The following is an 11394-nucleotide window of genomic DNA, read 5'->3' as shown; positions in this document are numbered from 1 at the left end:
TCGGTTCCTTTAACCAGGGTTAACGAGAAAGGTCTGCAGCTCGGCGACGAAATCCTGCGGATTGGCCAGATGCGCGTTGTGGCCGGCCTGCGGCACGATGCGCAACGGCAACCCGGCGTCGCGCGCCAGCCGTTGAAATTTGGGGTCGTTCTCACCGCACAGCACCCGCAGCGGCACGGTCAGTTGGCGCAGCTGCGGCGTCAGATAGGGCTGCCGCCCGAGCGACGTGGCTTCGAGCATGTCGGCAATCGCCGGGCCGCTGTTGACCGAACGCGCGGCGATCAACGCCTGACGGTGCACATGGCTAAGCTCTTTGAACACCGGCTGCTGATACCAGTCCGCCAGCACCTCGGCGATCGGTTCACTGCGAAAACGCGCCGCCCACAGTGCATCCTGCTCGCAGCGATGGCGGCGCTGTTGTTCGTCCTCCAGCCCCGGATTGCCGCCCTCGACGATCACGCCTTGCAGGCCGGCATGGCGGCCGAGGCAAGCGTGATACATGGCGATGCGCCCGCCGAGCGAATAGCCCACCAGCCAATAACGTTCAATATTGCGCAGCTGCAGCGTAGCGGCGATTTGCGCGCTGATGTCGTCGAAGCCGCGGCAGGTCACCGCCACGGAATCGCCGTGGCCGGGCAGATCGATGGCCAGCGACGGCCATTCCGGGCAGCGCGCGGCGATCACCCGCCATTCGTTGTTGTTGCCGAGCAGGCCATGCAGCCACACCAGCCACGGGCGGCCCGCTTCGCCCTGTTGCAAAATTCGCGTCGCCAGCATCATTGCACCGCCATCTGTTGCACCAGGTATTGCAGGCTTTCGGCCCCTGCGCTCGGTGGCACCTGCAGTTCTATCAGCGTAGCGCCGCCGCGCCGCCAGCCTTGCTCAACCGCCTGTTGCAGCTGGCTCCAGTTTTCCGGCCGCGCGTAGTCAAGCTGGAACATCGCCGCCGCGTGGCTGAACTCGACGTTCTGCGGCATGCAGTAAAAGCGTTGGCGCTCCTCGTCCGGCGTCGGCAACAGCGAGAAAATTTGGCCGCCGTTGTTATTGACGACGATCAGCACCGTCGGCGCCGAACCGTGGCGCAACAACGCCAGCGCATTGAGGTCATACAACGCGGAAAGGTCGCCCACCACCGCCAACGTCGGCCTCGCGGTGGCGCGCTGTACGCCGGCGGCGGTGGAAATCAGACCGTCGATGCCACTGGCGCCGCGGTTGCTGAATACCGGGTAAGCGGCAGGCAGCGTCGTTAACGCGTCGATCAGTCGCACCACCAGGCTGTTGCCGAGAAACAGCTGGCCGTTCTCCGGCAGCAGCTCCGGCAGGCGGTGCGCCAGCTGCGCTTCGCCAAAGTTATCGTGCAGATGCGTGGACGCCGCCGTCAGCGCCTTATCCGCCAAGGCCGCCAGCCCGGCGGCCCACGGCGCGCGCGGTTGCGCCGGATGCTGCGCCAACCACTGCGCCACCCCGGCGCGCAAGCGCCGCCCCCGGTGCTGGGCCGGATCGAGCCGCCCCGGCAGCTCGTCGATAACCCAATACTCTTCCGGCCGGCACTGCGTCTGCCACTGCAGCAGGCGTTTGCCGGTCAAGCTGCCGCCGAACTGCACCACCAGCTGCGCGTCTTGCAACAGGCGCTGCGCCTGCGGATGCGCGAGCCATAAATCGGCGCAGGGCAGCGGTTGCCCGGTCTGCGACAGCACATCGCCGATCAGCGGCCAGCCCAGCGTCTCGGCCCAGTCGGCCAGCCGCGCGCCCTCTTCCGCGCTCATGCGGCCGGCCAGCACCACGCCGCGTTTTTGCCGCCAGAAGAACCAGTCCGGCTGCGGCGACGGCGCCGCACGCGTCTCGCTTTCCTGCAGCCACGGACGATCGCCCTGCCACCAGTCGCCCAGCGCGGCGGACCAATCGGCATACTGACGCTCATCGCCGCCGTACAGCGGTTCGGCGAACGGGCAGTTGATATGCAAAGCGCCATGCTGCAGGCGCGCCATCGCGCTGTCGACGCTGGAGGCCAGCCACGCGGCCGGAATATCCGGCGTCGGACGCGGCAGATCGATCGCCAACGTCGGGTGACTGCTGTAGAGACCGTTTTGACGGATCGCCTGATTGGCGCCGCAGTCGATCAGTTCCGGCGGCCGATCGGCGGTGAGAAACACCAGCCGTTCACCGGTCAGGCCGGCTTCGATCAACGCGGGATAAAGGTTCGCCGCCGCGGTGCCGGACGTGACGATCACCGCCACCGGCTCATGCGCCGCCTTCGCCAGACCGAGCGCCAAATGGCCGAGCCCGCGCTCATCAAAATGGGTATGGCAGATAAACGATCGGTTGGCCGCAGCGGCCAGCGTCAGCGGCGTGGAGCGCGATCCCGGAGCGATACAAACATGCCTCACCCCATGGCGGGCCAGCGCCTCGAGCAGCACAGCCGCCCACCGGCGATTAAAAACACTTGTCGACATAGTTCGCTCACAAGTCAGTTAGCAGAGATCGTCTCCGGCGCAGCCGACGGACGCCGCGCCTGTAGTTACGCTCTGTATTATATGAGGTGTTATTTTCACGGCTTTTGCGCCAGCGCAAAAACGCCGTATATCCCTGAGTGTTTACACCAGATAATTATTTGATTTAGAACAAAAAATAAACAATTAAAACACAAATACTTTACACTTGCGGCGACGCCGGCTCAATCCGTCCATACAAAAACAAGGGAAATAGAGGCGCTCCAACGGCGGCTAGCGGGAAGTATAGGCGGGATAAGGGCAAGCGATCGGGGAAACGGCGGGATGAACGACACAGTCTGCAGAAAAGCACGAGGCGGCCTGCGCCGCCCCGATGACATGATTTATTTGCGGGCCAGCAGCAGCCCCAGCACCAGCCCGACGGTGGCGCCGATGCCCACGCCGTGCCAGGGTTTGTCCCGCACGTAGTCGTCGGTGCGGTGCACCGCTTCTTTGGCGCGCGCATAGTAGGATTCGCCCGTGTTCGCCCAGCGCGCCTTGACCTCACTCAGCGCCTGCTCGGCGTGCGACTTGATGTCGATATAGGCCTGATCCGCGCGATCGCCGGTGTATTGCAGTACTTCTTCCAGCGTCTCGGTCAGCATTCTCAGATCGTCATCCAGCGTAGTTTGCTCAGCATCCGTATGTCTTGCCATCGTGAGATCTCCGTGGTTGAAAAATTAAGCGTTCCTACACTATAGACAAGGATCACCGCCTGCGGCCATCGGACTTTTACCCTAAAACACCAATTGCACCTTGGCGGCCTGGCGTTTATCGCCGGCAAACGTCAGCGCCTGCGCCAACTGCCCGCTGGCGAATTCCGCCGACAGCAACGGCAGCGGATCGATCACGCCGTCGGCCAGCCAGGCCACCGCCAACGCGAACTCCGCCACGAAGCGGAACGATCCAAGCAGATTCAGTTCCTTGGCAATCAACAACATCAGCGGAAAATCGGGGAAGCTGCCGCCCATGCCCACCTGCACCACAGTGCCTTTGGCGCGGGTGAGCTCCAGGCAACGCTGCAGCGACAGCGGATGTCCCGCCACTTCGAAGGCGACGTCGAAATAGCCCTTGTCCTGCTGATAGTCGCTAAAATCGTCGTCCGCAGCATGCAGGCACCGATTTGCCCCCATTTGCCTCGCGATCGTCAGGCAGCGCGGACTGAGATCGGCGCAGACAATCTCGGCGGCGCCCAGCGCTTTCAGCGCTGCCACCAGCAGACAGCCGATCGGGCCAACGCCGGACACGAAAATCTTTTTCCCCGTCACATCGCCGGGCTGCTTCGCCGCGTGGACAGCCACCGCCAGCGGTTCGGCGAACACCATCACCCTGTCGTCGCGATCGGCGGCGTAAGGAATGCACTGCGCGCTATCCACCACTTTGTATTGGGTAAAAGCGCCGTCGACGTGCGGAAAATACATCGCGCTGCCGAAAAAGCGCATCTCGACGCATTGATTGCTTTGCTGCGCCAGACAGTATTTACACTGCCCGCAGGGTTTGCTGGGATTGAGCGCCACCTTCTGCCCGACCGGCAGCTGCGGCGAATCGCTGGCGACCACCTCACCGATCACCTCATGGCCCAGCACCATCGGCTGACGCACCTGAAAATTGCCGACCTTGCCTTCCTGGAAGTAATGCAGATCCGAGCCGCAGATGCCGCCGCGGCTGATTTTCACCAGCGTTCCCTGCCCCCGATAATCCACTTCTTGCGCGATCACCGCCACGTCTCGCTTGCCGTTGACCACGCAGGACTGGGTTTGAATTTTCATCTCCAGACTCCACGGAAAAAGGTTACACCGCCGCCGACATGCCGCCATCGACAAACAGCAGTTGCCCGTTGACGAAGGCGGAGGCGTCGGCGGCCAGGAACACCGCCGCACCGATCAGCTCCTGCGGATCGCCCCAGCGCGCGGCGGGCGTGCGTTGGGTCAGCCAGGCGGTGAAGGCCGGATCGTCGGCCAGCGCCTGCGTCATCTCGGTTTTGAAGTAGCCGGGGGCGATGCCGTTGACCTGAATATTGTAGCGCGCCAGCTCCACGCACATGCCGCGCGTGAGCATTTTCACCGCCCCTTTGGACGCCGCATAAGGGGTGATGGTGTCGCGGCCCAGCTCACTTTGCATCGAGCCGATGTTGACTATCTTGCCGCGCCGGCGCGGCACCATGTAACGCGCCACGGTCTGTGACACGATGAAGACCGCCTTCTGGTTGACGGCGATGATATCGTCCCAGTCTTGCTCCGGAAACTCGGTGAACGGGTGGCGGCGCTGGATGCCGGCGTTGTTGATCAAAACGTCTATCGCGCCGATGTCCGCTTCGATACGGTCGATGGCGGCATGCACCGCCTGAGAGTCGGTGACGTCGAACGCCGCCGCCTCGGCGCGCAGCCCCTCTTCGCGCAAACGATCGGCGGCGTGCCGGGCATGTTCTTCGGTGGTGGCGTTGATCAGAATATGCGCGCCTTGTTGCGCCAGGCCGCGTGCCAGCAGAAAACCGATGCCGCGCGAGGCGCCGGTGATCAAGACGGTCTTGTTATCCAGTGAAAACAGATTGTTCATGGTGATTCCCGGCCATCAGGCCTCCAATCGGACAGGCCTCTATCTCAGCCGATTGTTACCGGTAAAAACGTGATGGAAATCACTGAAAATCATGTTACGAAACCCTGTTACCTTTAACGTGATCTCACGCAGGCAGCAAGAGGGGAAAGATCATCTATCCGATTGAAAAATGGCTATTTCCAATAGAAGTGCATTCATTGTTATCGCCAAATCGATGGGTTAAAATACCGCTATCCCCCTTGCCGCGCCGCCCGTGAAGGCCACCGAATGAAACACCTCCGCGTTACGCGACAGGACATCACACAATGGGCCGGCGTAACCCAAACGCCGGGTGACCAAACGCTGGTGGTGAACTGCCGTCTCTCACTCGGCGGCACCGTTTGAGCCGACATTCGGGCCAACCGGCGGCGTAGCGCGGGCTTTTTCGCTGCGCGCCGCCCACCACAGACCGCTGTTTTTCATCGCATAGCCGAATAGCAGCCCCACCAGCAGGGAAAGCGTCACCAGCGGCCAATCGCCGCCGCCGGCGAAGGTCGCGCAGGCACCGATAAAGGTGCCGGGCACGAACCCCAACCACTGCTGTTTGGCCTGAATGCACATCAGGAACGCCACGACGCCGGTCAGCAGATACCCCAGCAGATTCCACTGCGGGGCCAGTTCGCTGCCGCGGATGATCGCCATTGCCCAGAAGACGCCGCTGCAGCAGGTCAACGCGCTAATCAACAGCCCTTTCAGCCCGCCCTGCGGGCAGGCGAAATACGCCGTGCAGCCCAGAAAACCGGCCCAACCGATCAGCCCCAGGCTGACGGCAACCCAGCCCCAAACGCCGGAGAGGATCCCGGTAGTAACGGCAATGGCGAAAAGAACGTTCATAAAGTGACCCGCGGCAAAAATAAAGCGCGCAGTTTAACCGAAGCGAGTGATTTTTTCGTGACTAAAATCACGAAAAAAATGCAAATAAGGAAATGTAAATATCAAAAAATCAATGTGTATCACAAAAAAAGCCAGCGTGACGAGCACGCTGGAATAACACAACACCAGGGAAATCACGATCTCAAATGAAATGCCTACATGCGACGCCTGTCGCCTCCCTCCCGAACGCCGGTTTCAGCGTGGGAAGCCCGCACGCGTTACCATGACGCTCAACGTCAAACAAATCACGGCGCTGCTCAGGAATAACAAGTGGGTCGCCAAATGCAAATCGGCGTGGTCGATCACAACGCCCAACAGGATCGGCACCCAGTTAGCAATATAAGCGATCACGTAGAACAGGGAGATCAAACGCGCATGGCTGGCTTTCGGTGAAATCAGATTCACCAGCGTGGCGCTGCCGACGAAGATCGCGCCATAGGCGTAACCGGCGATCACCATGCCTGCGGCGGCCAGCGCCAGCGAATGGATCTGAATCGCCACGGCGAACACCCCGACCGACAAAGCCTGAGCCAGGCAACCGAACAACAGCGAATGGCGGGCGTTGATGCGACGACTCAAAATCTGGCTGATGCCGGCAATCACCAGATAGACGGCGACCACATAGCCAAAGACGCCACGGCTCTGCATATCCAACAGCTTTTCGGCGACGCTCGGCCCTATCGCCAGAATGCTGGCGGCAACCGCCCAACAAATGAACAATGCCCCGGCGCACAGGAAGAATTTGCCGCCGGTCGCGCGCAGGCCATCCGCCAGAGAGCTCTTCGCCACCGGCGCGTTATCCGCCGCTGCGCTATCGGCCTGCGCCGCCACCGCCTCTCGCGGCCAACGCAGCATCACGCCCAGTGCGGCGACGGCGGCGATGGCCATGATGATGATGAACGGCAATGACGTGGTATGAAAACCGGTTTGCAGGGCGACGCCGCTAAAGATCGGGCCCAGGGCCAATCCGGTGGTAAAGGACAGCGTCGCGATCAACGCCGCATTTTTTCCGCCGTCCTGCGGCCCGAAACGCACCAACGCGATATTCGCCGCACCGGTCAGGGCGCCGGTGCCGACGCCGGCCAGCAGCCGTGCCATAAACATCATGAAGAACGATGACGCCACCGAAAACAGCAGCGCGCCAAGCAACACCACCAACAGCGCCGGCACGATCATGCTGCGCAGGTCTTTTACTTTCCCCGCCATATTGCCTACGCCGAACAGCGAAATCAGCACGCCGGCGGCATAAGCGCCGTAGATGATCGTCAGGCTGACCGAGCTCAACGCCAGCTCATGTTGATAAAGCGGATAAAGCGGCGTCGGCGCGCTGCTGTTCAACAGCGCTGACATCAATGCCAACGCCAGAAACAGCAAGATAGCGAAATGCGATGTACCCGCCTTCGCTTTAGCCGTTTCTTCAACGGCGATACTTTCTGACATGTTCAACTCCCGAATCGATCAGGCATTCGCCCTAAATAAATGCGCCTTCCCGTAGGCCACGCGGCTTCAGGAAGCGCGCTTATCATAGCGTTGGGCTATCACGCCCAAAATAGCCAAGAATGCATCATCGTGATTCATTAATGCAGCATCGCAGCGCCAGGCATGCATTTCTGCAGCATGCGACGCCGCCAGGCGATGGCGCAACCGCCCAATGCCACGCCATACACTGCATGGTTGGCCAGGCTGGCGATCAGCAAAGCCGGATTTTTACCGGCCATTCCCCAAAGCCCCAACCCCACCGAGGGATAAATGAAGCACAGCGAGATCAGCGAGCAGGCCAGGCCATACGTCAGCGCCCCGACGAACAGGCCGCCCCCGGACTTAATGCGCGGGCAGATCAGGCAATAGAACGGGATCGCCAGGCTAATGCCGGCAAAATAGTGCGCGCCGTAGCCTATCATCAGAGCCTCTGGCACATCGGGAATGTCGCCAGGCCGCAAAAACCAAAATTGCCCCTGCAGCCATTGATTCATCAGTTTGCCGATGAAGGCCAGGTTGAGCTTGCCGATGAGACCGACGCTGGAGGCGACACTGTTCACCCCATCCATCACCAACGTCGCCACCATGCCAAACAAGACCGCCATCGCCATGCCGCCAACCGGACGCATGTTCATTGTTTCGTTCCTTATCACGTTATGCCACCGCCGCCTGCTCGGACTTGGCCGAAGCACGCTTGCGCACCGCCAACGCGCCGGACAACACGATCAGCGCCATACCGGCGGCGGCGATATAAGACTGCTGTTCGCCAAATATCAGATAGCCAAGCAGCGTAGAGAAAATAATGGTGCTGTAAGAGAGAATGCTGACAATCACCGCATTGCCGCCCCCGTAGGCGCGAGTCATGGCGATCTGCCCCAGGCTGCCGAAGACGCCGATGGCGCAGACGCACAGCAGCATTGCGCCGTCCAGCAAGGAAAAGCCCAGTAACGCAGTCATCAGGCCGCCAACCAGCGTTCCCACCAGCGAGAAATAGAACACCACGCGCAGTTCCGGCTCTCCGCGCCGCACCAGCTTGCCGACGTTAAAGTAAGCCAGCGCGGTCAACAGACCGGCCGCCAGCCCGACCAGCGTGGCAACGTACTCCCCGTTGGGGGCGTCGGGGCGCAGCAATACCAAAATGCCGGCAAAGCCCAACAGCACGGAAAACAACAGCCGACCGGTCAGTTGCCCTCGGGTCGTGATAAACGCGATCGCCGACTGAAAGAGGGGATTGGTATAACCCAACGTGGTGGCGGTGGCGATCGGCAGATGTATCAGCGAATAAAAACCGCAGTACATCGCCGCATTGCCTATCGCCGCCCGCTTCATATGCAATCCGAGATGACGGGTGCGAAAACCGAGGCGCTGGATCTTGATCAGCGCCGCGACGATCAGCACATTGATGAGAGAACGATAAAAAATGATGTCGAAAAATCCGACCGTCGTCGACGCCAACTTGATGCAAGCACCCATCAGCGCAAAGAATCCGCTGGCGACGACCATCCACAAAGCTACCATGATCTTCTCTTATTAACGGCCTTTGGTCTGGGCCGTATCAACACTACCCGGCGGCTTTCACCGTCAACGGTTTATCGTCCGCGCAAGCGAAGAACACCAGCATTTCGGCGCCTTGCTCGCCGGAAACGCCTTGGTGCACGATATCCACGGTATCGGTAAACGAATCCCCCTGCCGGAACGTGCGGCGTTCACCGGTTGTCCTGACGGTGAGCGAAACGCTGCCGCCGCTCATGTACACTGCGCTGATGCAAGGATGCGTATGCCAGGCCAGTACCTTGTTCGGCTCTACCGTCACCTTCAGCATGGTGATCTGCGGTGCGCCGGCGGGATACTGACGATATGCCGAGCCCTCCCACGCGCTGTCGGTCTTGAGCAACGTCGTTTTGACGATGCCTTCGCCATGCCCCTCGGCAGCCTGAACCGGCCCCTGAAATACTGCCAACAATGCCAAAATGCTCCACTTAACCATCTGATCGCTCCATGACTGCCGCGAGTAAAAATGCCAGGCGCCGCGCGCGGTGAACCTGGCGAGTTGAAAAAACAGCGTTGTGCTACAGTCCTTTGATGCGCTGCTCGTATTCCGCGATGCTCTCGGCGTAATAGCGGTTAGGCGCCGCAAAGTTGCCCACCATCACTTCGATGAGGTACGGCCCCGGATGTTTCGCCGCGGCGTCGAGGGCTTCGTCCAGATCCTCCAGTGTCTCCGCCTTCGCGGAGGCGACCCCCAGGCTGTTGGCAAACGCTTTCCAGTCATGGCTGGGCAAAGCGGTATAGTCAGCGGAAATGCCGCGATTTTGCAGCGTGTCGATGTGCATGGCGCCGTGCGCGTTGTTGTTCATCACCACGAACACCACCTTCACGCCATAACGCGCGGCGGTCTGAATTTCGATGCCGTGCATCAGCATGCAACCGTCGCCTGTCACCACGACGCAATCCCGCTGCGGTGCCGCCAGCTTGATGCCGATGCCCGCGCAAATGGCCCACCCCATCGGCGCCAGGGAGCTGGAGGTGTGATAATCTCCCCGCCCGGCCGCCAGCCAGTGATGCGCCATGAAGATGCGGTGTGCGCCCGAATCGACCACGACGTTGGTATCCGGATTCATGCGGCTGCGAATGTGTTTAATCGCATCGCCGGGATACAGCCGGCTTTCGCCCTGGGCGATGCGCGCCTGCAACGTCGGCTGCGGCTGTTCCAGCGGCAGTGCGCGAACCCCTTCCAACCAGGCGTCACGCAAGTGAGCCGCGTCGCCAAGCCGCGCGTCCTCATCGCCAACCGCGGCCAACAAACAGTGCAACGTACCGCTCAGGCTGGAAAATATCTGCAGATCCGGCTGGTAATGCGAGCTCACTTTGTCGAAGTCTTCGTCGATCGCCACCAGCGTTTTATTGCCGTGCAGTCTCGGGTTCCAGTTCAGACTGTCGCGCTGGCTGAGATCGCAGCCCAGCACCAGCAGCACGTCGACGCCTTCACCGTTGAGGGTTTCTACCGCGCGGGCATGCCCGGCAAAACCGTAGACCCCTAATGCCAGGGCGTGCCCTTCGGGAAACGCGCCCTTGCCGGACAACGTCGTGGCGACAGGCAAGCGGTATTTTTCCGCTACCCGCAACAACAGCGCGGCATCCTGCGGATTGTTCATCCGGTTGCCCACCAGGCAGGCGACGTTGAGGCCGCGCAGCAGATAATCATGCAGCAGCTGTTCCACCGCTTGCACATCCACGGCCGCTTCACGGTGCTGTGGCACTCGCTCAGGCTGGTCGCGACGATCGCCGAACGCGGTTTTCTTCTGCATGTCGACCGGCACGCTCAGATAGGCGCGCCCTTTCCGCTGTGGGTTCAGACTGGAGAGGCTGCGGCGCAGCTCATGCTGCAAGGTCAGGTTGTTTTTCGTTTCTATCGCGGCGCAAAGCAACGGTTTGACGATGGTCAGCTCATCGATGCCGCTGTTGCTGCCGTCCTGAAAAGCGCCCTGCGCCTCGTGATAGGTGGCGATGCTGCCGGCCAGGTACAGCACGGGGATCTTATCGGCTTGCGCGGCGGCCATCGCCGGCAGGAAATTCATGGTGCCGGGGCCTGAAATGCCCAAGCAGACGCCAAACTTTCGGCTGGCGCGGGCATAGCCATCGGCCATAAATCCGCATGCGGTTTCATGGGCACCGACGATGCCGACAATCTCGGAACGGTCAATAGAAGTGATTAACGGGTAAACCAGTTTGCCGGGGACCAAAAAGATATGTTGAATGCCGCGCGCTGCAAGGCCTTGAATAATGATATCGGCGTTGTTGCGTTCCATCTTCTCGGCGCCTGGCGCCACGGTAACTCTGACTCCGTCCTCCGTCGCCAGCGCAACGGGGGGGCACAGCATCTCTGCGTGAGACTCCATTTTTTTATATCCAGTCATATCATCGTGAGCTAACTTGATTCAGAGTCGATCCCACTTGG

11 protein-coding genes are annotated in these 11394 nt (G+C 60.9%); all 11 read right to left on the bottom strand.

The features are described 5' to 3' along the window. Window positions 1-9 precede the first annotated feature (9 nt). Complete coding sequence (gene menH / locus ACJ8KE_RS01090) at window positions 10-780, bottom strand: 2-succinyl-6-hydroxy-2,4-cyclohexadiene-1-carboxylate synthase (protein ID WP_097101619.1); 771 nt, start codon at window positions 778-780, stop codon at window positions 10-12. After that, window positions 777-2453, bottom strand: a complete 1677-nt coding sequence (gene menD / locus ACJ8KE_RS01085; protein WP_049300060.1) for a 2-succinyl-5-enolpyruvyl-6-hydroxy-3-cyclohexene-1-carboxylic-acid synthase — start codon at window positions 2451-2453, stop codon at window positions 777-779. Before menD ends, menH begins: the two co-directional genes overlap by 4 nt. A 380-nt stretch (window positions 2454-2833) precedes the next feature. Further along, window positions 2834-3145 (bottom strand): stress response protein ElaB, encoded by a 312-nt coding sequence (gene elaB, locus ACJ8KE_RS01080; protein ID WP_028127745.1) that lies wholly within the window; start codon window positions 3143-3145, stop codon window positions 2834-2836. A gap of 81 nt (window positions 3146-3226) precedes the next feature. Then, window positions 3227-4258: an L-idonate 5-dehydrogenase gene (gene idnD / locus ACJ8KE_RS01075; protein WP_097101617.1), complete on the bottom strand. Its 1032-nt coding sequence runs from the start codon at window positions 4256-4258 to the stop codon at window positions 3227-3229. Between the two features lie 22 nt (window positions 4259-4280). Then, window positions 4281-5045 carry a gluconate 5-dehydrogenase gene (idnO, locus tag ACJ8KE_RS01070; RefSeq protein WP_016926915.1) on the bottom strand — a complete coding sequence of 255 codons (765 nt, stop codon included), beginning with the start codon at window positions 5043-5045 and terminating at the stop codon, window positions 4281-4283. A gap of 363 nt (window positions 5046-5408) precedes the next feature. After that, entirely contained in the window at window positions 5409-5918 is a 510-nt protein-coding gene (locus ACJ8KE_RS01065) for a DUF1097 domain-containing protein (protein ID WP_016926914.1), read from the bottom strand. Between the two features lie 234 nt (window positions 5919-6152). After that, a complete protein-coding gene (locus tag ACJ8KE_RS01060; RefSeq protein WP_016926913.1) occupies window positions 6153-7397 on the bottom strand; it encodes an MFS transporter in 1245 nt (414 codons plus the stop codon). A gap of 137 nt (window positions 7398-7534) precedes the next feature. Then, complete coding sequence (locus ACJ8KE_RS01055; RefSeq protein WP_282677007.1) at window positions 7535-8071, bottom strand: DUF2938 family protein; 537 nt, start codon at window positions 8069-8071, stop codon at window positions 7535-7537. A gap of 19 nt (window positions 8072-8090) precedes the next feature. Further along, window positions 8091-8954 carry a DMT family transporter gene (locus tag ACJ8KE_RS01050; RefSeq protein WP_016926911.1) on the bottom strand — a complete coding sequence of 288 codons (864 nt, stop codon included), beginning with the start codon at window positions 8952-8954 and terminating at the stop codon, window positions 8091-8093. A gap of 43 nt (window positions 8955-8997) precedes the next feature. Then, the gene (locus ACJ8KE_RS01045; protein ID WP_016926910.1) at window positions 8998-9423 is read right to left on the bottom strand and encodes a cupin domain-containing protein; all 426 of its coding nucleotides are present in this window, start codon (window positions 9421-9423) and stop codon (window positions 8998-9000) included. A gap of 82 nt (window positions 9424-9505) precedes the next feature. Then, complete coding sequence (locus tag ACJ8KE_RS01040) at window positions 9506-11335, bottom strand: thiamine pyrophosphate-binding protein (protein WP_028127746.1); 1830 nt, start codon at window positions 11333-11335, stop codon at window positions 9506-9508. Between the last annotated feature and the right edge of the window lie 59 nt (window positions 11336-11394).

The organism is Serratia sp. CY56464 (assembly GCF_052168435.1).
GTDB lineage: Bacteria > Pseudomonadota > Gammaproteobacteria > Enterobacterales > Enterobacteriaceae > Serratia > Serratia marcescens.
Note: the sequence above shows the minus strand (reverse complement) of the source record. Positions and strands in the feature narration are given on the sequence as shown.

Coding starts and splice junctions, on each gene's coding strand:
- menD (WP_049300060.1), bottom strand. CDS start 2,453: ATGTCGACAAGTGTTTTTAATCGCCGGTGGGCGGCTGTGCTGCTCGAG.
- ACJ8KE_RS01040 (WP_028127746.1), bottom strand. CDS start 11,335: ATGGAGTCTCACGCAGAGATGCTGTGCCCCCCCGTTGCGCTGGCGACG.
- ACJ8KE_RS01065 (WP_016926914.1), bottom strand. CDS start 5,918: ATGAACGTTCTTTTCGCCATTGCCGTTACTACCGGGATCCTCTCCGGC.
- elaB (WP_028127745.1), bottom strand. CDS start 3,145: ATGGCAAGACATACGGATGCTGAGCAAACTACGCTGGATGACGATCTG.
- idnO (WP_016926915.1), bottom strand. CDS start 5,045: ATGAACAATCTGTTTTCACTGGATAACAAGACCGTCTTGATCACCGGC.
- ACJ8KE_RS01050 (WP_016926911.1), bottom strand. CDS start 8,954: ATGGTAGCTTTGTGGATGGTCGTCGCCAGCGGATTCTTTGCGCTGATG.
- ACJ8KE_RS01060 (WP_016926913.1), bottom strand. CDS start 7,397: ATGTCAGAAAGTATCGCCGTTGAAGAAACGGCTAAAGCGAAGGCGGGT.
- idnD (WP_097101617.1), bottom strand. CDS start 4,258: ATGAAAATTCAAACCCAGTCCTGCGTGGTCAACGGCAAGCGAGACGTG.
- menH (WP_097101619.1), bottom strand. CDS start 780: ATGATGCTGGCGACGCGAATTTTGCAACAGGGCGAAGCGGGCCGCCCG.
- ACJ8KE_RS01055 (WP_282677007.1), bottom strand. CDS start 8,071: ATGAACATGCGTCCGGTTGGCGGCATGGCGATGGCGGTCTTGTTTGGC.
- ACJ8KE_RS01045 (WP_016926910.1), bottom strand. CDS start 9,423: ATGGTTAAGTGGAGCATTTTGGCATTGTTGGCAGTATTTCAGGGGCCG.